14 protein-coding genes and 1 pseudogene are annotated in these 18,817 nt (G+C 74.4%); 4 read left to right on the top strand and 11 right to left on the bottom strand.

What is annotated here, in order from left to right; all coding sequences use genetic code 11:
• Nucleotides 1-16: 16 nt before the first annotated feature.
• Nucleotides 17-2,761 carry an AAA family ATPase gene (locus tag ACA511_RS19290; RefSeq protein WP_375025774.1) on the bottom strand — a complete coding sequence of 915 codons (2,745 nt, stop codon included), beginning with the start codon at nucleotides 2,759-2,761 and terminating at the stop codon, nucleotides 17-19.
• 272 nt (nucleotides 2,762-3,033) lie between these two features.
• On the opposite strand from ACA511_RS19290, the gene ACA511_RS19285 reads away from it, so the two are divergent.
• The gene (locus ACA511_RS19285; RefSeq protein WP_375025773.1) at nucleotides 3,034-4,452 is read left to right on the top strand and encodes an MFS transporter; all 1,419 of its coding nucleotides are present in this window, start codon (nucleotides 3,034-3,036) and stop codon (nucleotides 4,450-4,452) included.
• Nucleotides 4,453-4,581: 129 nt separating this feature from the next.
• Here the strand turns inward: ACA511_RS19285 and ACA511_RS19280 are convergent, their stop codons facing one another.
• The 5 genes from ACA511_RS19280 to ACA511_RS19260 form a co-directional block, all read right to left on the bottom strand.
• The gene (locus ACA511_RS19280) at nucleotides 4,582-4,992 is read right to left on the bottom strand and encodes an RNA-binding S4 domain-containing protein (RefSeq protein WP_375025772.1); all 411 of its coding nucleotides are present in this window, start codon (nucleotides 4,990-4,992) and stop codon (nucleotides 4,582-4,584) included.
• 12 nt (nucleotides 4,993-5,004) lie between these two features.
• Nucleotides 5,005-5,973 carry a 1-acyl-sn-glycerol-3-phosphate acyltransferase gene (locus ACA511_RS19275; protein ID WP_375025771.1) on the bottom strand — a complete coding sequence of 323 codons (969 nt, stop codon included), beginning with the start codon at nucleotides 5,971-5,973 and terminating at the stop codon, nucleotides 5,005-5,007.
• 1 nt (nucleotide 5,974) lies between these two features.
• The gene (locus tag ACA511_RS19270; protein ID WP_375025770.1) at nucleotides 5,975-6,820 is read right to left on the bottom strand and encodes a patatin-like phospholipase family protein; all 846 of its coding nucleotides are present in this window, start codon (nucleotides 6,818-6,820) and stop codon (nucleotides 5,975-5,977) included.
• An 89-nt stretch (nucleotides 6,821-6,909) separates the two neighbouring features.
• Nucleotides 6,910-8,832, bottom strand: a complete 1,923-nt coding sequence (locus ACA511_RS19265) for a glycoside hydrolase family 3 protein (RefSeq protein WP_375025769.1) — start codon at nucleotides 8,830-8,832, stop codon at nucleotides 6,910-6,912.
• Between the two features lie 522 nt (nucleotides 8,833-9,354).
• The gene (locus ACA511_RS19260; RefSeq protein WP_375025767.1) at nucleotides 9,355-10,335 is read right to left on the bottom strand and encodes a PRC and DUF2382 domain-containing protein; all 981 of its coding nucleotides are present in this window, start codon (nucleotides 10,333-10,335) and stop codon (nucleotides 9,355-9,357) included.
• Nucleotides 10,336-10,694: 359 nt separating this feature from the next.
• On the opposite strand from ACA511_RS19260, the gene ACA511_RS19255 reads away from it, so the two are divergent.
• Complete coding sequence (locus tag ACA511_RS19255; protein ID WP_375025766.1) at nucleotides 10,695-11,771, top strand: matrixin family metalloprotease; 1,077 nt, start codon at nucleotides 10,695-10,697, stop codon at nucleotides 11,769-11,771.
• A 65-nt stretch (nucleotides 11,772-11,836) separates the two neighbouring features.
• Here ACA511_RS19255 and ACA511_RS19250 read toward each other — a convergent pair whose 3' ends face one another.
• The 3 genes from ACA511_RS19250 to ACA511_RS19240 all read right to left on the bottom strand — a co-directional run bounded on the left by ACA511_RS19250 (nucleotide 11,837) and on the right by ACA511_RS19240 (nucleotide 14,460).
• Nucleotides 11,837-12,391: a class E sortase gene (locus tag ACA511_RS19250; RefSeq protein WP_375025765.1), complete on the bottom strand. Its 555-nt coding sequence runs from the start codon at nucleotides 12,389-12,391 to the stop codon at nucleotides 11,837-11,839.
• Between the two features lie 112 nt (nucleotides 12,392-12,503).
• Nucleotides 12,504-13,505, bottom strand: a complete 1,002-nt coding sequence (locus ACA511_RS19245) for a chaplin family protein (protein ID WP_375025764.1) — start codon at nucleotides 13,503-13,505, stop codon at nucleotides 12,504-12,506.
• Nucleotides 13,506-13,689: 184 nt separating this feature from the next.
• On the bottom strand, nucleotides 13,690-14,460 hold the full coding sequence (locus ACA511_RS19240; RefSeq protein WP_375025763.1) for a hypothetical protein: 771 nt from the start codon (nucleotides 14,458-14,460) through the stop codon (nucleotides 13,690-13,692).
• 347 nt (nucleotides 14,461-14,807) lie between these two features.
• On the opposite strand from ACA511_RS19240, the gene ACA511_RS19235 reads away from it, so the two are divergent.
• Nucleotides 14,808-15,062, top strand: a complete 255-nt coding sequence (locus ACA511_RS19235) for a hypothetical protein (protein WP_375025762.1) — start codon at nucleotides 14,808-14,810, stop codon at nucleotides 15,060-15,062.
• Nucleotides 15,063-15,292: 230 nt separating this feature from the next.
• Here ACA511_RS19235 and ACA511_RS19230 read toward each other — a convergent pair whose 3' ends face one another.
• Entirely contained in the window at nucleotides 15,293-16,561 is a 1,269-nt protein-coding gene (locus tag ACA511_RS19230) for an FAD-dependent oxidoreductase (protein ID WP_375025761.1), read from the bottom strand.
• Nucleotides 16,562-16,588: 27 nt separating this feature from the next.
• The gene (locus ACA511_RS19225; RefSeq protein WP_375025760.1) at nucleotides 16,589-17,818 is read right to left on the bottom strand and encodes an ATP-grasp domain-containing protein; all 1,230 of its coding nucleotides are present in this window, start codon (nucleotides 17,816-17,818) and stop codon (nucleotides 16,589-16,591) included.
• Nucleotides 17,819-17,934: 116 nt separating this feature from the next.
• Here ACA511_RS19225 and ACA511_RS19220 point away from each other — a divergent pair.
• A pseudogene (locus tag ACA511_RS19220) lies at nucleotides 17,935-18,651 on the top strand (hypothetical protein); the annotation flags it as partial.
• Nucleotides 18,652-18,817: the final 166 nt, after the last annotated feature.

The raw sequence follows: 18,817 nt of genomic DNA, 5'->3' as shown, positions 1-18,817 counted from the left end.
CCTGGCCCCGGGCCCACTAGGCCCCGCCGGTGGACGGGGTGCGCTGGAGCTGCCTGCGCGAGGTGATGCCGAGCTTGCCGAACGTCTTGCGCAGGTGCCATTCGACGGTGCGCGGGCTGATGAAGAGCCGCGCGCCGATCTCGGGGTTGGTCAATCCCTCCCGGACGAGCCGGACGATCTGCGCCTCCTGCGGGGTCAGCTCGCCCGCGTTCTCGGCGGACCGCCTGCGGACGTGCTCGCCCGTGGCCGCCAGCTCCCGCGCGGCGCGTCCGGCGAAGGCGTCCATGCCCATCGCGGTGAACGACTCGTGGGCGGCGCGCAACTGCTCCCGGGCGGCGCGCTGCCGGCGGCGGCGGCGCAGCCACTCGCCGTACAGGAGGCGCGCCCGCGCCAGCTCGCCGCCGACGCCGGCGCGTCCCAGCAGGTCGATCGCGTCGCGGTAGTGGTCCTCGGCCGCCGTGTCCTCGCTCAGGAGCGCCCGGGACCGGGCGTGGACGCCGAGCGCCCAGTCCGTCCCGGCCGGGGCGGTCGCCTCGCCGAGCCGGCGGAGGGCGACGGCCGCGTCCGCGAACCGGCCGCCGCGGGTGGCCGCCTCGATGTACTCCACGAGCGCCCACGGTCCGCTGCCCAGGTCCGCCGGGCGGTCCTCGGCGGCCTCGGGGACGGCGTCCAGCGCGTCCCGGTAGCGGCCGAGGCCGTTGCACAGCAGCGCCTTCGCCCACGCGCCGACGGTCAGCCCGCTGCCCTCGCCGCGGCGCCTCGCCTCCGCCGCGACGGTCCGCATCAGCCGGGTGAACTCGGTCTCGCGGCCCTGCCACGCGGTGACCAGCAGGCCGCCGTAGGGCGGGTCGGGGATGCCGGTCGCCTCCGACACCGTCGTGACCTCCTCGACCAGCGAGGCGGCGCCGGCCAGATCCCCGGCGAACACGTCCACGGCGATGTGCTGGGTCAGCGCGAGCGGCAGCGCGGCGGCCTGGCCGGACTCCCGGGCGAGCCGGACGTGCCGCGCCGCGACCAGCCGCCACGCCTCGTGGTCCCACAGGGCCGCGGCGGTCACGCCGGCCAGCCAGAACCAGCGGAGGCCGTCGTCCTCGGAGAGGTCCGCGCCGCGGAAGGCGTCCAGTGCGGGCCGCAGGATCGGCGCCCCGGCGGCGAGGCCCTCGCTGATCCGCGTCGCCAGGCCGTCGAGGAGGAGGTCGGCCGGACGCGGCGGGTCCGGCGGCGGCGGCGCGGACCGGGCGGCCGCGGCCGTTACCCGCTGCCCGGCGCCGTCGGCCAGCGGACCGGCGAACAGCGCCGCGCTGATCGCCTCCAGGTAGGTGTCCCGCGCCAGCGGCACGTCGTGCGGCGTGAGCCGCTCCGCCGCGGCGAGCAGCAGGCCGGGTGCGTCGCGCCCCCGGTCGACGGCGAAGGCGATCTCGGCGCGCAGCAGGGCGACCTCGCCGCGCAGCCGCTCGCCGGGCGGCCTGACCTCGGCGACCGACAGCAGCCGCAGCGCGGCGCCGGGCGTCCCGGCCCGGTGCGTCGCCCACGCGGCGGCCAGGGCCCGCTCCTGGCGCCGGACGGGATCCGGCGTCAGCTCCACCGCCCGGGTCAGGAACGCCGCGGCCGCCGCCAGCCCGCCGCGCGCCCCCGCGCGCCCGGCCGAGCGTTCGAGGTCGGCGGCGACGTGCTCGTCCGGCATCGGCGCGCCCTGCGCCGCGTGCCAGGCGCGCCGGTCGGGGTCGGCCCGCGCGTCGGTGACCTCCGCGAGGACGCGGTGGGTGCCGCGGCGCTCCTCCGCCGTCGCGGCCCAGTAGACGGCGGAGCGGACCAGCGGATGGTGGAACCGCACCCGGTCGCCGATCTCGACCAGCCCGGCCGAGACGGCGGGCGTCGCCGCCTCGATGCCGATCCCGAGCCGGTCGGCCGCCCGCCACAGCAGCACCGGCTCCCCGCCCGGCTCCGCCGCCGCGACCAGCAGCAGCCGCCGCGTCGCCCCCGGCAGGCCCGCGACGCGCCGCTCGAAGATCTCCTGGATGCGTCCCGCGAGGGCCCCGGCGCCCGGCACGCCGAACCCGCCCGCGAGCTCCGCCGGCGTCGCCTCCTTCGGCAGCTCCAGCAGGGCGAGCGGGTTGCCGCGCGCCTCCGCGACGACCCGTTCGAGGACGCGCTCGTCCCAGGGGCCGGTCACGACGGAGCGCAGCAGCGCCCGCGCCTCGTCGTCGGGGAGGCCGCCGACGGCCAGTTCCGGCAGCCCGCTCAGCTCGCGGGTACCGTCCGGCCCCCGGGCCGTGAAGACGATCGCGACCGACTCCGCCAGCAGGCGGCGGGCGGTGAACGCGAGCGCCTGCACCGAGGCCCGGTCCAGCCAGTGCGCGTCGTCCACCACGCAGAGCAGCGGCTGCTCGCGGGCGGCGTCGGCGAGCAGGCCGAGGACGGCGAGGCCGACGAGGAACCGGTCGGGAGCCCGTCCGGCGCTCAGCCCCAGCGCGGCCCGCAGCGCGTCGCCCTGCGGGGCGGGCAGCCGCCGGAACCGGTCCGCCATCGGCGCGCACAGCTGGTGGAGGCCGGCGAAGGCCAGCTCCATCTCGGGCTGCACCCCGGTGACCCGCACGATCCGGAAGCCCGGCGCCCGGTCGACCAGGTACTCCAGCAGCGCCGTCTTCCCCGCGCCCGGCTCGCCGCGGATCACCAGCGCCCGGCTCCGCCCGCCGCGGACGGCCTCGAGCAGGCCGTCGAGTTCGGCGCACTCGTCGCGTCGGCCTCGTAACACCGTCACCACCGCCACTGGGTCAGCCGACCGCCGGGCGCCGTACGCGGACTGCGGCCCGCACGCGGCGTCCCGGCCATGACGGCCGTGTACCGCCCCATTCCCGAATCACTCGGACCGGCGTAGCCGCAATACCCGGTCATGGGGGCTTCGTGGGGACACGGCGACCTTCCCGTCCGCGCCGTGATCGGGCGGTTGCCTCTCCGCTACGCCCCCATGCCCTGGTCCTCGGCCCCTGCGGGGGACGACATACCTGGTCGGGGCAAGGGCAGTAGTGGTGGGTGGCACCGGGGCGGACCGCGCGGTCGTGGAGGCGGGTCCGCACTGCCCTGGCGGACCGGCTCGGCGGCGGGCGACGGGCACGGGTCGTGGTGCTGCTGGCGTGCGTGCTCGCGCTGAACACGGCCGACACCGGGGTCGTCGGGGCGATCGTCCAGCAGCTGCGTCACGCGCTGGACGTCGGCAACACCCAGGTCGGGATCCTCACGGCGGCGCCGGCCGCGGTCGGCGCGGTCGCGACGCTGCCGGTGGGGCTGCTGACCGACCGGTTCCCGCGGGTGCCGCTGCTGGCGGGCAGCATCGTGCTGTGGAGCCTCGCGATGATCGCCGGCGGGCTGGCCGGGTCGTACGAGTGGCTGCTGGCGTCGCGGGTGCTGCTGGGCGCGGTGACGGCGACGGCCGGGCCCACGGTCGCGTCGCTGATCGGCGACCTGTTCCCGCCCGGGGAGCGGGCCGGGACGTGGGGCCGGATCCTGGCCGGCGAACTGGTCGGCGTCGGGTTCGGGCTGATCGCGGGCGGCAACATCGCCGCGGTCCTGAGCTGGCGGGTCGCGTTCTGGTTCGTCGCGGCGCTCGGGCTCGTGCTGGCCGTGCTGCTGTGGCGGCTGCTGCCCGAGCCGGAGCGGGGCGCGCAGGGCTCCGTCACCGGCCGGGACGAGGAACCGGCGCAGCGGCAGGTGGACGAGTCGGACGTGGCGCCGGACCCCCGGATCGTCCTGGACACCGATCCGGAGCGGATGACGCTGGCGCAGGCGGCCCGGCACGTCCTCCGGATCCGCACCAACGTGATCATCATCGTGGCGTCCGCGATCGGCTACTTCTTCTTCGCGGGGCTGCGCACGTTCGCGATCGTCTTCGTCCAGGAGCGGTACTCGCTCGGCCGCGCCGAGCTGTCGGCGTTCATCCCGGTCATCGGGCTGGCCTCGCTCGCGGGCGTGCTCGCCGGCGGGCGGCTGGCCGACCGGCTGGTGCGCGGCGGCACGGTCACCGCGCGGGTCACCGTGCCGGCGGCGGCGTTCGCCGCGTCCGCGCTGCTGTTCGTGCCCGGACTCCTCACCCGGGAGGCGGCGATCGCGCTGCCGCTGTTCACGCTCGCCGCCGCCGCGCTCGCCGCCGCGAACCCGCCGCTGGACGCGGTGCGGCTCGACGTCGTCCACTTCCGGCTGTGGGGGCGCGCGGAGGCGATCCGGACGATCGTGCGCATGTCCGCGGAGGCGGCGGCGCCCGTGCTGTTCGGCTGGCTGTCCGGCGTGCTCGCGCCCGGGGACGCGACGGCGACCGGCCTGGACCGGACGTTCCTGCTGGCGCTGCTCCCCCTGCTGGTCAACGGCCTGCTGCTGACCCGGGCCCGGCACAGCTACCCGCGGGACGTCGCGTCCGCGCTGGAGTCCGAGCGCCGGTACGGCGACGGCCGCCGGTGACCGCTTTCAGGGAGTTCTCAGAATCCGGAGGTAGACCGGGGGCCATGAGCGTGACACGGCGCGGGTTCCTGCTGTCCGGCCTGGTCGGAGGGGCGGCGCTCCTCAGCGGGGCCGCGGCCGGCCGCCCGGTCAGTCGTCGTCGTCGGCAGGCTGGTCGTTCAGGACGCGGTAGCGGTCGAGGATGCGCTCCAGCTCGCGGCGGTCGCGCTTGGTGGGACGTCCCGCGCCGCGCTCGCGGCGGCCGACCGGGACGAGCGCCTCGCGCGGCGGCGGGGGCGGGCTCTTGTCGATCAGGCATTCCTCCGCGGCGGGCGCGCCGACCCGCTTGCGGACGATCTTCTGCACGACGACGATCCGCTCCCGCCCGTCATGGCGGAGCCGCACCGTGTCGCCCGGTTTCACCGTCGTGGACGGCTTGGCGCGCTCGTCGTTCACGCGGACATGGCCCGCCCGGCACGCCGTCGTCGCCATCGAACGGGTCTTCAGCAGCCGCACGGACCAGATCCACAGATCGACCCGCACGGACCCCTCGTCGCCCATGCGTCCATGATGTCACCGCGGCGCGGCCGCCCGGTTCGCGCTGATCCAGGCGTCGGCGCGCTCCCACTGCCCGTACAGCCAGTCGACGCGGGCGTCCCGGCCGTCCGGGACGTCCTCGGCGGGGATGCGCCACCAGCGGGCGTGGACGGGGCCGGTGAGCGGGATCCGCCGCCAGACGTCGCCGGCCGTGGCCATGTGGTCGAGGCCGATGTGCGCGACGAACACCACGTCGGCGGACGGCGCCGAGTCGAGCGCGGCCAGCACGCCGCCGGGCCGGGGCGGCATGAGGTTGCGCATCGCGGCGGCGCGGGCCGCCTCGCCGGTCCGCCGCAGCCTGGTGAGCCGCCGGATCGCGCGCCGCCGGCGCTCCGGGGTGAAGTTGCCGCCCTCCGGGAAGATCAGCAGCGCGTCCCGGGGGCCGAGGCCCTCGGCGAGCCGGCCGATGTCCTCGACGGCGCCGCCGCCGGGCGTGACGAACACGTTCGGCAGGCGGTTCGCGGCGATGTCGATGCAGGGGTCGAACTGGAGCTGCGCCTTCATGACCACGCGGGGCCGCCGCCGGTAGTCGGTCAGCAGGTGGTGGACGAGGAGGAGCGCGTCCCCGGGCCCGGCGTGCCGGCTGAGGACGATCAGCGGCCGGTCGCCGGGCGCCGCGCTCCCGCCTCCCTCGATCTCGACCCGGAGGCCGAGCCGCCGCTGCGCCACCGCGTACAGCCCGGCGACGTAGCGGCGGACGACGTCGTAGTGCCGGTCGTCGCGGCCGCGACCGCGCAGCCACAGCCAGCCGCACTCCAGCACGGCGGCCGACTCCCGCGTCCCCCAGGCGAGCGTGAACCACAGCAGCCGGAGGGCGCGCCCGCGGTCGCGTCCGATCAGGGCCGTCACCGCGAACGCGACCGGGAACAGGACGACGACCAGCAGGGTCAGCAGGAACAGCAGCGGCGTGAACACCAGCCGGCGGACGAAAGGGGGAGGCAGCATCTCACGCTCGTTCTTTGAGGTACTCCAAGGATGCCTGGTAGGCGCGCTCGATGTGAGCCCGGATCCCGGACACGTTCCTGTAGCGCATCTGCGCGAGGTCCACGCCGGCCTTCTGCGGCTTGCCGCCGGCGGGCAGGATGTGCACGGTCAGGCCGTCCGGGAGGGACGCCATCTCCTCGAAGAACCGGTGCCTGCGCGCGATCTCGAACGCGACCATGCCGACCTCCCACGGGCGGCGCGGCGGCAACAGGTCGCGCTCGATGCGCCCGACGTGCAGGACGTAGATGGTGGTCGCGCCGAGCATCACGGCCCGCCCGACCGGGATGCTGTGGACGAGCCCGCCGTCGAAGTAGTGCGCGTCCCCGATCCGGACGGGCGGCAGCAGGCCGGGCGCGGCGCACGAGGCCAGCACCGCGGGCGGCAGCGGCCCGGACGTGAACCAGTGCGCCATCGCCGTCTCGATCCCGGCGGCGACGCACTGGAACGGGACGTCCAGCTCCTCGAACGTCCGGACGGGGAGCAGTTCGTGCAGCATGCGGCGCAGCGGCTCGTTGGAGTGCAGGTGCGTGCCGGAGCGGGCGAGCGTCCACAGCCGCGCGAACATCCGCGCGCCGAACACGTCGCGGACGGAGTCGTCCGACCAGAGGCTGGTGAGGCGCTCGACGGCCGTCTCGGGGTCCGCCGCGACGAACACGCCGTTCAGCGCCCCGATCGACGTCCCGACGACGAGGTCGGGCCGGACGCCGGTCTCCTCCAGCGCCCGCAGCATGCCGACCTCGTGCGCGCCGAGCACGCCGCCGCCCCCGAGCACGAACGCGGTCCGCGGCCCGCCGTCCAGATCGTCCACGGGGGCAGCCTCTCCCCTGCAAAGCGGGATAAACAGGACCGGCCGCCCCGGTGCGTGGCGGGCGGCCGGTCCATGGCGTGCACGCCCGGTCAGCGGTGGGTGCGGGTGCTCAGGCCGTAGCCGTAGGGGAACAGCGGCTTGTAGTCCCGGTCGCCGACGTTGATCGGCTCCTGGCCCTCGCTGCGCGGCCACGTCACCGGCAGGCGCCCGGTGAAGGGGCGCTTGCCGAACAGGACGTCCGCGACGCCCGCGCCCTCGCTGCCCGGCAGCCAGGACATGACGAGCGCGTCCATCTCCGGCAACTGGCCGGTGACGATCTGCGGCCGTCCCGCGACGTCCAGGACGACGCACGTCCGGATCGCGCCGCACACCTTGTCGACATTGGCCTCGTCGGCGTCCGACAGGTTCAGCGTGTGCCCGTTGCCGACGTCGCCGACGCCCTCCGCGTACGGGGTCTCGCCGACCACGACGATGCCGACGTCACTGCCCGACGTGGGCGCCGACGCGTCCTTGCTGTAGGTGACGTGCGACGAGTTCTGCTCGATCCCCTCCAGGATCGTCGTGCCGGGGATGATGTCGCCGGACGACCCCTGCCAGGTGACCGTCCAGCCGCCCGCCTGGTTGCCGATGTCGTCGGCGTTCGCGCCCGCGACGTAGATCCGCTCGTTCCCGCGCAGCGGCAGCGCGCCGCGCGAGTTCTTCAGCAGGACCTGCGACTTGGCGACGGCCTCCCGCGCGACCGCCCGGTGCTCCGCCGACCCGATCGTCCCGGCGAGGCCGCGGTCGGTGTAGGGGTGCTCGAACAGGCCCAGCTCGAACTTCGCCTTGAGGATGCGGCCGACGGCGTCGTCGACGCGCGACGTCTTCACCCGCCCGGCGCGCACCTCCGCCAGCAGCGTCTGGACGAACTGCGGGGCGCTGTAGGGCTCCATGAACATGTCCATGCCGGCGTTGACCGACGTCCGGACCTGCGTAGCGTAGTCGCCCGGGATCTGGTGGATGGCCTCCCAGTCGCTGATCAGGAACCCGTCGAACCCGATCTTCTTCTTGAGGACGTCGGTCAGCAGCTCGGTGCTCGCGCTCATCTTGACCGGGTTGCCGACGCCGTCCTCCGTCCAGTCGACGCTGGAGAACGACGGCATGATGCTGCCGACGCCGTACTTGTGCACGGCGGTGACGTACGGCGCCAGATCGATCTTCGCGAACGTCTTCCGGTCGGTGACGGTGACGCCCTGGTCGATCGTGTACGTCCCGCTGGTGGACGAGCCGAACACCGTGTCGCCGTCCCCGGCGTAGTGCTTGGCCGTCGCCAGCACGTGCCGGCTCGTCGCCATGTCGCGCTTGTGCCGGCCCTGGAAGCCCTCGATGCCGACGGCCATCTCGGTCACCAGCCGCGGGTCCTCGCCGAAGGACTCGTAGGCCCGGCCCCAGCGCACGTCGCGGGTGACGCAGACGCAGGGCGCGAACACCCACTGGGGTCCGGTCGCCTTCGTCTCGATCGCCGTGATCTGCTCCTCCGCCCGGACGAGACCGGGATCGCGGGTCGCGCCCATCCCGATGTTGTGCGGGAAGACCGTCGCGCCGACGAGGTTGTTGTGGCCGTGCACCGAGTCGATCCCGTACAGCAGCGGGATCTTCAGCCGGGTGGCGAGCGCCCTGGACTGGTAGGCGTCCACCATGTCCGCCCAGCCGGACGGCGTGTTGTCGGCCGGCACCGACCCGCCGCCCGAGAGCACCGACCCGAGGGCCAGGCTCGTGATCTGGTCGCGGTCGCCGTCGATGGCGCCGCGCTCGGCCTGCGTCATCTGGCCGGCCTTCTCCTCCAGCGTCATCCTGGCGAGCAGGTCGCTCACCCGTTCGGCGACGGGGAGCCGCGCGTCGAGGTAGGCCGGGGAGGCGTCGGCCAGCGCGGGCTGCACCGCGACGGCGGACGGCAGGGCCGCGATGGTCGCGAGCGCGACCAGGGATCGCCCGATCCGGGTGGCGATGGCGCGTCTGTGGGGGTGTCGCAAGTCGTCCCTCCTGGGTCGCTCCGAGGACGCCGCGCGGCCCGGCGGACCGCGCGCGGCCGGGCGCGGAGGTCATGGCACGCCCGGACGGCCACGACCTCCGCGCTCGGCGACGTCGTCTCCCAGGAACCTCCCCCGGCTTCCCGCTACCTGTCAACAAACCTGCCTATTGCCGACCGGGCCCTTGCGGAAACTATGGAAGAGGGCTTGACGGGTACTGAACTCACACGTCGGGTCACGTTCCGAACAAAGCCGGTCGGACGGGTGGGGCCGAGAACGCCGCCGCCCGTCCAAGGCTGCGCGGCCGCCGCGGCGGCCGCGCACCACCCGCCACGGTGGCCATGTCCGGCCACACGACACGTCCGGCCACACGAAACGGGCCACACGAAACGCCCGGGCCGGCCGGCGGGTGAACGGCCGGCCCGGGCGCTCGCTATCCGGTGTGGCGCATGCTCGGGACCGAGTCGTCATGGCCCGGCGGGCCGCGGCGGCGGATCGCCGCCCCGCCCGCCGGGGACGAGGGGCTCACGTGGACGGGCGGCCGCGCTCTCCGCGGCCGCTCCGCCGCTCGGCCGCCGTCTCCTCGTCGCGGGTGACCTCGATGCGCTCCTTGCGCAGTTCGCCGCGCACCGTCTGCTCGTCCTGCACCTGCTCGGTGCGGACGTGCACGCGCTCGACGGGGACGGTCTCCTTCGCGATGACCGGACGCTCCTCGTAGAGGATGATCTCGTGGTCGTCCTCGGCGATCGTGATCTTCGGGTTCGGCTCGCCGCCCACGATCGGCTCGCGGTCGATCCTGATCTCCTCGTGCGAGACGGGGACCGTGCGCTCGACCATCTCCGTCTCGATGAACTTGTGCACCCGGACGCGGCCGGCCTCGTGCCGCTCGGTGCCGATGCGCATCTGCTCCTCCGACCGGGTGATCTCGGTCATCGGGGCCTCCGCGCCCTCGCGCGCGGACTGCGGCGGCATGGCCTGCCCGCGATCCGTCCGCTCCGTCCGCTCCGTCCGGTCTGTGCGGTCCGGGCGGACGGCCATCCCGGCGGCGCCCGCGGTGCCCGCCGCAGCAGCCGGGCCGGTCGTCCCGGCCTTGCCGGTCGCGGCCTTGCCCTCGCCGGCCTGCCCGCGTTCACCGGCCGTCTCGGCCGTGTCCTCCTTCATGTCCCCCTTGCCGCCCTCGCGGCGGCCGCCCGGCGGACGTACGCCGTAGTGGCGGTACAGGTCCACGATCTGGGCGTGCGACAGGTGCTCGTCCGCGTCGACGTTCGGAGCGCCCTTGATGGTCTCCTTGTCGTAGGGGACCTGAAGCATGTCCTGGTTCTTGCGGGAGCCGGACAGCGGGACGAAGCTCTCCCGCATCCCGAACCATCCGGTGTGGACGGTCACCCACTCCGGGGAACCGGAGTCGTCGTTGAGGTAGACCTGCTTGATCGTGCCGACCTTGGTCCCGTTGGTGTCGGTCACGCTCATGCCCATGAGTTCCCGCACCTGTGTCTGCGTCTGCACGTTGAACACCTCTGCTTCCGTGAACGCTGCCGGGCGGACGGGGGGCCGGGGGGAGGTGGGTCTGCGCCCGCCTCCCGGCAACGGTGTTCTGTTTGATCCCGAGTTGCCGGATTACATGCTGCTTTTCCGTATGAGGGCGCAATAAACACGTTTGCACGATTATGGGGGATGATTTACCCAAGTCTTACACCAAGCCCCGGCGAACCTGTCAGCCATTTCTCGATAAATGCCGCTCAGTGCGGTCAACCAGGAATACCGCCGCGGTCGAGATGGTGATCATTTTAGAATGCGCCGGTTTCCCTTTCCCCGCCGCACGAAAGACTGCCAGGGGACGTTCCCCGCACATCGGAGAAACTGTTATGCGCGACTATCCACGGGCGGCGCGGCGGGTGGGCGCGCTGGCGGCCGCGTCCGCGTTCGCCGGCACCGCGTTCACTGGCACCGCCTTCACCGGTACCGCCCTCGCAGGCACCGCCTTCGCGGCCACCCCGTTCACCGGCACCTCGGCGGCCGGGACCGTGCCGCCGACCCGGCGTCCGCCCGCCTGGTGCAGGCCCGCCGGGTCCCTGTCCGCCCGCACGCTGCCGCAGCGGGTGCGGATCACCGACTGCGACCTGCGCGGCCGGACGGTGCGCGGCGCCAACGGGCTCGCCGCGGTCGTCCCGTCCGACGGGACCTCGCTGGCGGCGCACGAGCTGCGCACCGACGGCGGCGCCGAGCTGCGCATCCGGGTGGACGAGCGGGCCGGCGTGATCACCATCGGCACGAGCGGCGGCCGGGTGCCGCAGGGCCGGCCGCGCGGCTTCCGGGCGCCGGGCGCCGCGTGCCAGGACGGCGTCCACCGCACGAAGGCGAGCAAGTGGCCGAAGGGCGCCACCGTCCAGTGGCGCTACTACGCGGGGCCGTCCGGGCTGCCGAGGAGCGCCGTCGCCAGGGGGGTCGCCAACATGGCCGGCGCCCGCACGGACTGCAACGGCCGGGGGCGCTTCACCCCCGCCCCGGACATCGGCGAGCACAACGCCGGGCCGGCGAGCGCGCCGCCGAACCTCACCGGCGCGGCGGCCTGCGGGGCCCGGGACCGGGTCAACACGTTCGGCTGGCGCGCCATGCCGAACGCCGACCGGGAGGTCCTCGCGGCGACCTGCACCTGGTTCAGCGGCGCGACGACGGTCGAGACCGACATGGCGTTGCAGGCGCGGGGCAAGCGATGGTGGACGGGCGGCGCGTGCCCGGCCGGGAGCTACTCCGCCGAAGCCGTCGTCACTCACGAGGCGGGCCACGTCTTCGGGCTGGCGCACGTCGCGGGGACCGAGCACGAGAACCTCACGATGGCGCCGTCCATCAGGTCGTGCGACAACGGCCCCGCCACGCTCGGCAAGGGCGACTACGACGGGCTGATCGCCCTGTACGGGCGGACGCTGAACGGCGGACGCTGAACGGCGGATGCCGGACGGTGCGGAGCCGCTCCGCACCGTCCGGCATCCGCCGTCCGCCGGAGCGGTCAGCGCCCCGGCTGGAGCTTGCCGACGACGACGAGGCGGCGCCGGTCCGAGCCCTTCGGGGTGCAGGTGATGAGCGTGACGTACTGGCCGTCCGGCGCGCTGCGCCGCTTGAACGGCACCGGTTCCAGCGCCCGCCGGTCGGCCGGCTTGATGACGCGCTTGATCCGCACCCGGTACACGTACGTCTTCCGGCCGACGCGCAGGACGATCCGGTCGCCGCGCCGCATCCGGTCGAGCTTGTTGAACGGGTGCAGCCAGGTCGTCCGGTGGCCGAGCAGCACCGTGTTGCCGTCGCGGCCGGGCAGGCCCGTCCGCGGGTAGTGCCCGGCGGCGCGCCGCAGCACCGCCTGGCCGACGCCCTCCCGGACGTCGGCCTTCAGCCCCATCCGCCTGATCCTGATCTTCCCGATCAGCGCGCCCGTCCTCGGCCGCGCCACCGCCGCCGCGGGCGCCGCCCGCACGAGCGTTTCGGCCCGCGCCTGCGGGACGCCCAGCACGGGCGCGCAGCACAGCGCCGCGACGGCCACCGCGCCGAGGGATTTTCGGTCGAGCATTCGTTTCGTCTCCATCGAACCGGAGTGCCGCTGACATGGGGAAGGGGCGGCACGTCTGCCGCCCCTCGCCTCGGATCGCCGGCCGCGGGTCGTCACCCGGGCCGGCGAGCGGTCACTTCAGGACCGGGGTGCCGACCCGCACGGGCGCCCCGGCGCCGTTCGGGAGCTGCGGCCCGAGCTGGCCCTGCTGGACGTCCACCCCGGGCACCTTGACGACCTTGCCGACCGCGCGCAGCAGGTCCTGGACGGCGGGCATGCCGTCGGCGGTGCGGTAGTTCGCGCCGCCGTCCGCCATCCGGCGTCCGTCGGCGCGCATGGTCGACGGCAGCTTCTTGTGCTTGGCGGCCGGACGGTGCTTGGACGGCTTGTACGGCTTCTTGTGCTTCTTCACCGGCGGCGTGCGCAGGGTCGGCGGTACCTCGTGGTCCCCGCCGTCGCCGACGGACGCGCCGCCCTTGCACTGCGCCTGCGCGGCGGCCAGCACCGCCGCGACGGAGTTGCCGCACACGTCGATCGGGATGCTGATCGGGATGAAGAGCTGGTTGCCGTTCAGCAGGCCGATGTTGCCCGCGCTCTTCATGTCCACGTCGCGGCCGCCGGACCGCTTGACGGACGCGCCGCCCTTGCACTGGGCGTCCGCGAACGCCAGCACCGCCGCGACGGAGTTGCCGCACACGTTGACCGGGACGCTGATCGGCGCGTACGCCTGGTTGCCGTTGGCGGCGCCGATGTTGAGGAACGACAGCATGTCGACGCTCTTGCCGTGGCCCCCGCCACCGCCGTCCCAGCCGCCGTCCGCCCGGTAGCCCCGGTCCGCCTCGTAGCCGTCGCCCGACCGCTGGGACGAGACCTTCGCGCCGCCCTCGCACTGGGCCTTGCTGAGCCCGGCGATGGCGATCGCGTTGCCGCAGACGTCGATCGGGATGCTGATCGGCGCGTACGCCTGGTTGCCGTTCAGCACGCCGAGGTTGCCGGCGGACAGCATCGTGACCTTGCCGTCGTGGCCGCCGCCTCCGTAGAAGGCGTTGGCGGGGGCCACCGCGGCCGCTCCCACGGCGAGGGCGCCCGCGGCCACCAGGGCGGCGCGGGAGGTGTTCTTTGCCCACATGCGCATGATGTGTTGCTCCTGTCTGTTGCATCGTGGTGTTCGCTGCGCGACACCGTCCCGGCGGGCGCAGCGCTGGCAGCGGCCGGGGCTCGGCCGTTGCGCGTGGAGAAAGGTTCCGAGAGGGCGGACGGCGTGCCTCACGCACGCGGTTCGCCGAGGGCCGGCCGCTCAGGGCCGGGTGGATGCGCCCCTAGTCGGGGACGACGGACGGGCCGCCCGGCGCGGCCACGTCGGTCAGCGCCGTGCGCGGGAACGTGCTCGCGTACACGGCGGGCGGCGCCGCCGGGGAGCGGCGGCTCGGCAGGTCGGCGACCGGCGTGAGCGGGTGCCCGCCCGTCGAGCCGCCGCCGCCCTGCGGGGCGTCCTGGCCGGGCACGGCGGGACTGTGCGCGGGCGCGCGGTGGCCGCCGCCGCAGCGCGGGCAGTCGTCCGCCTTCGTGCCCGCGGACGTCCCGGCGGCCGCGTCCGTGCGGCGCGCCGCGGAGACCTCGTCCTCGGACGCCGCCCTGCCGGGCGCGCCGGCGTCGCCGTGCTCCTCCGGCCGCTGGTGAGCGGCCGGCCGCTGCGCGGGACGCGGGTCGGTCGCCCGGTGGACGAGGTCGCGGATGACGGGCCGCTCCCGCCGCACGTCCGGGATCCGGACGTGCGGGACCCCGGCGCGGTCGGCGAGTTCGCGCACCTGGCGGACGGCCTGGTCCTTGTCGTGGAACAGGTCGTGCCGCCGCGACCGGACGTACCGCACCGGGTCGTCGCCGGCCTCGCGCACGGCGTCGGTCATCGCGCGCCGGACGCCGGGCCCGGCCGTGAAGTGCCGGAGCGTGGACGGCCCCGTCGCGTCCGCCTGCGCGGGGTGCGGCGCGGGCCGCTCCGCCGCGAACGCGGGGTCGCTCAGCGCGGAGAGCGCGAGCCAGCCCGCGAACACGAAGCCGGCGACGGCGGCGAGTCGCAGGAGAACGGGCACGAGGGCATGCCGCGGCCGACCCTGGAGGCGAATCGCCTCGCGGTGGATCGGTACGGAACGCATCGCCGTTTCCCCTTGTCGCCGGATCGAGGTCGGGTTGAACGTAGCATCGCGACCGGCGTGCGCAAGGAGTCGTTGTCTTTTCGCGGGCGTGTCCCGGGATTGTTTACCGGCCCGTGAATCCGCCTTTTACCGCACGCGGTTTCCGTCCATTCAATGCCCCCTTTGCCGGACCTGGCCCATTTATCGAGCCTTCCACCCGGATGCGGGAGAAGTATGGCGGGCAGTATCGAATGCGCTACAGTCGGTGAACGTCCGGTCACCGGACCGCCCACGGAGGAGCCCCCATGCGCAACCCCTCGTCCGCGATCACGCGTCTCCGCCCGCTCCGCCGGCGCCGCGCCCCCCGCCGCGAGACCCACCGCTTCATCACCCGCGCCGACCTCAACCTCATCGTGCTCTCCAGCGTCCCCCCAGATCAGAGCCCGAAGAGCCGCCGCGGATGGTCGTCGGCATGGACGCTGTACTGGCGCTGCCAGTGGTCGGTCGCCACCGCCAGAGCCGAGCGGGCCCGCCGCCGCTCCCGCATCGCGCGGTACTAGCGGACCCATCGGGCGGCCGGTGCGCGAACCGCCACGGCCCGGGAGGAGAATCCTCAACCCCGAGGCCGGTCAGCGCCGGAGGCGGAAGCCGTCCGACCGACGCGAACGCCCGCCGGTGGGCCGGCGGGCGTTCGCGTCTCGCGTGCTCGGCTGCTCCGGCCGGTCCCGCCCGCATCCGGAGGCGGGCGTTCCCCGGAAGGGGAGCCGGGCGGTCGCCGGTGTGCTCGGCGCTACTGGCGGGTCGTGTTCGGCTCCAGGACGTCCGCCAGGCGGGCCGCCGTCGGGCGCATGCGCGGCATCCGGCGGATGATGTGGCCCGCGATGCGGGTCGCGGCGAAGTCGGCGCCGTGCACGAAGCGCATGACGGGGCCGAAGGTGGAGGCCGCGGCGAGGCCCGCGAAGTAGAGGCCCGGCGTGGACGCCTCGAAGTCGCGGCTGAGGACCGGCGCGCCGAGGCGGGTCGTGATGCGGCCGCGCAGCTCCGGGGCGAGCATGCCGAGGCGGGCGACGTCCGGGACGTAGCCGGTGGCGGCGATGACGTGCTCGACCTCGGTGACGGCGCGGCCGCCGGAGCGGTCGACGGTGGTGAGCGCGATGCCGTCCGCCAGCTCCGCGGCCTTCACCGGGCGGCGGCCCGTCGAGACGCGGACGCGCTCGTCCAGCCGGTCGCGCAGCCACCAGGAGCCCGCGGGCGGGAGCGTCTCGCGGACGATCCGGCGGCGGGTGCCCTCCGGCAGGTAGCGGACGAGGCCGGGCCGCTCGGCCCACAGCCAGGTGCGGTAGCCGGTGCCGAGGCCGGAGCGGGGCCCGCCGAGCACCCGGTCGCGCAGCGAGCGGCGCTCCTCGGGGACGGTGTTCCAGTCGAGCCGCTGCCGCCGGGCGATGACATGCGGGTGCGCGCCCGCGTCGGCCAGCAGGACCGCCGTTTCGAGCGCGGACTGCCCGGCGCCGATGACGGCGACCTCCTTGCCCGCGAAGAGGGTGAGGTCGCGGTGGGCGCTGCAGTGCGAGACGAGCCAGGACGGCAGGCCCGCCAGCTCGTCCGGGATGTGGGCGAACGGCCCGACGCCGACCGCGACCACCACGGCCTTGGCCGTGATCGTCTCGCCGGTGGACAGCGTGACGGCGTAGCCGTTGCGGCCGTTCTGACCGGCGCGCTCGACGTTCACGACCTGCGCGTCCTGGTCGTCCGAGCGCAGCGGGACGCCCTCGGCGGCGAACCAGCGGCCGTACTCGATGAAGGTCTCCAGCGGGATCGGCTGGCCGATCCGCCATCCGGGGTGCAGGTCGGTGAAGCGCATCCCCGGCTGCGGCGACCCCAGGTTGGACGCGAACGGCTCGGATTTCAGGAACATGCCCTCGGGCATGTTCGCCTCCCAGAACCGCATCGGCTCGCCGATGATCCGGATGTCGAGCCCCAGGTGGCTCAGGTGCGCGGCGGTCGACAGGCCGTAGGGCCCGGCGCCGGCGATCACGACGTCGCTGGCCGAGTCGCTCATGTCTCATTCCCCCCTGTGATTGTGGTGTTACCTGGTCCGCAGCCGCTCGACCGCGCGGAGCACGCTCCGCCGGCCCATCGCGAGGAAGGGCGGCAGGTCGTCCGCGGCGTACCAGGCGAACTCGTCGGCCTCGCGCAGCGGGCGGAGGGTCCCCGCGCGCAGCAGCGGGCGCCCGGCCGCCTGCTGGAGGAAGTGGTTCTCCACCAGGAGGGTGCGGCCGAGCGCCGGGCGCACGTCCGGGACGCGGCGGCCGGACTGGTCAAGGTGCAGGGCGCGGGCCAGGTCGAGCCCGTTCTGGTCGGTGAACAGGCGGAACTGGGCCCCGATCCGGGGGTTGAAGTCGAGCAGGTGGTAGCCGCCGGTGGCCTCGTCGAGGCGGAAGTCGAGGTCGACGAGACCGCGGCAGCCGAGCAGCCGGACGATCCGGATCGCGAGCCGCTGGAGATCGTCGGCGGCGACCCATTCCCCGGCGACCGTGTGCCCCGCCTGCGGCGGATGCGCGAGGTGCTTGCGGCCGACGCCGCCGAACAGGCAGTCGAGGTTCGCGTCGAAGTAGCCCTGGAAGAACCAGTCGCCGCCGGACGGCGGGATGCGGCGCTGCAGGATCAGCGGACCGGCGTCGCCGTCCGGGTCGCGGTCGCGGGTGGCGGCGAACAGCCGGTGCAGTTCGCCGAGCGTGCCGACCAGCGTGGTGCTGCGCATCCCGGGGCGGAGCCGCCAGGGCCGCGCCCACTTGGCGATCAGCGGCAGGCCGAGCGCCTCGGCGGCCTCGTCGACGTCGGCGGCGGACGCGGGCGTCCGGCTCGGCGGGCAGGTGACGGCGTACTTCTCGCACGCGTCCCGCAGCCGGGCCTTGTCGGCGACGCCGCGGGGGACGTCCGGGTCCTGGTGGGGGAAGACGAAGCCGGGCCGCAGCGCGTCCGCGTGCTCGGCGACGAAGATCGCGCCGGCGTCGTCCATCGGGACGAGCAGCGTCTCCCGGCCGATGCGCTCGCCGATCGCGCGCAGGTGGCTCAGCAGGCCGGCCGGGTGCTCGACGGACGGCGCCCACGGATGCCCCCGGTACAGGTAGCGGGAGCGGGACGCGGGGTTGGCGCGCCCCTCCATGATGGCGTGGACGGGCACCCCGGCGCGGCCGAGGCTCCTGATCGCGGCGAGCGTCCCGTGGTGGAAGAAGTTGCGGTCGGTGCGCAGCAGCAGGACGGGAAGGCCGGGATCGAGGCGCGTCCGCGGTGGGGTCCGGGTGTCGAAGAACATGTCTTCAGGCGCATTCCCAGGGATGGTGGCGCACAACAACCTTCCTAACGTAAATTCTCTGCTTGATCTGTCCGTACGGCTTTTTCGCGACGCACGTCCAAGGGCATACGATACGCATGCGAGCTGCGGATATCCATTCAGCCGGGCGGCCATTCGGGCGGCGGCGGGAAAGGCCGCTTCCCTTCTGTCCGCTCCCGGTGCTTCTGGCGGCTTTCGCCATGCTGGTGACGGTCACCGCGTCGACGGTGGCCACCTGGTCGCAACCGCAGGCAATCCAGAAAAAGGAGTCATATGTTCCTTTAGGAGCATTTCTGGGTTCGGGTCCGGAGGGGGTGGCCAGGGTCGAGCGGTTCCAGCAGTGGCTCGGCTCGACGGTGACGGTCGGGCGCACGTACCTGCCGGGCGACGACTGGCAGGGCATCGAGGGCCCGCGGGAGATGATCGGGCCGTGGGCCCGCTGGAAGGCGGCCGACCCGCGGCGCATGCTGGTGGTGAACGTGCCGATGGTGGCGCCGAACGAGATATCGGCCCCCGGGCCGGTGCTCGGCTCGGTGCTGCGCGGCGGCGCGTCGGGCGCGTTCGACGACCACTACCGGATCCTGGCCGGGCGCCTGGTGTCGGCCGAGGCGGGCGACGCCGTCATCGTGCTCGGCTGGGAGATGAACGGGGAGTCCTACGGCGGCCGGTGCGCGGCGAACCCCGAGGCGTGGAAGGCGTACTGGCGGCGTATCGCCACGGCCATGCGGTCGGTCAAGGGCGCGCGTTTCCGTTTCGATTTCGCGCCGACGCGGGGCCCGGACGCGATCCCGTGGCCGGAATGCTATCCGGGTGACGACGTCGTCGACATCATCGGGTCCGACAGCTACGACCAGCCGGCCGGCAAGTCGTTCGGCGATTTCGTGGACGAGCCGTACGGGCTGCGCGCGCAGGCCGATTTCGCCGCCGCGCACGGCAAGCCGATCTCGTTCCCCGAATGGGGTCTGTTCCGCAATTCCGACA

It is taken from the genome of Actinomadura sp. GTD37, assembly GCF_041951365.1.
Classification (GTDB): Bacteria; Actinomycetota; Actinomycetes; order Streptosporangiales; family Streptosporangiaceae; genus Spirillospora.
The sequence above is the reverse complement of the archived record's forward strand: the minus strand, read 5'-3'. Positions and strand labels throughout refer to the sequence as shown.

Excerpts from the sequence above, each read along its gene's own strand:
- ACA511_RS19280 (WP_375025772.1), bottom strand. The coding sequence starts at position 4,992 with ATGGGCGACGAGGGGTCCGTGCGGGTCGATCTGTGGATCTGGTCCGTG.
- ACA511_RS19275 (WP_375025771.1), bottom strand. The coding sequence starts at position 5,973 with ATGCTGCCTCCCCCTTTCGTCCGCCGGCTGGTGTTCACGCCGCTGCTG.
- ACA511_RS19255 (WP_375025766.1), top strand. The coding sequence starts at position 10,695 with ATGCGCGACTATCCACGGGCGGCGCGGCGGGTGGGCGCGCTGGCGGCC.
- ACA511_RS19250 (WP_375025765.1), bottom strand. The coding sequence starts at position 12,391 with ATGCTCGACCGAAAATCCCTCGGCGCGGTGGCCGTCGCGGCGCTGTGC.
- ACA511_RS19245 (WP_375025764.1), bottom strand. The coding sequence starts at position 13,505 with ATGCGCATGTGGGCAAAGAACACCTCCCGCGCCGCCCTGGTGGCCGCG.
- ACA511_RS19235 (WP_375025762.1), top strand. The coding sequence starts at position 14,808 with ATGCGCAACCCCTCGTCCGCGATCACGCGTCTCCGCCCGCTCCGCCGG.
- ACA511_RS19230 (WP_375025761.1), bottom strand. The coding sequence starts at position 16,561 with ATGAGCGACTCGGCCAGCGACGTCGTGATCGCCGGCGCCGGGCCCTAC.
- ACA511_RS19225 (WP_375025760.1), bottom strand. The coding sequence starts at position 17,818 with ATGTTCTTCGACACCCGGACCCCACCGCGGACGCGCCTCGATCCCGGC.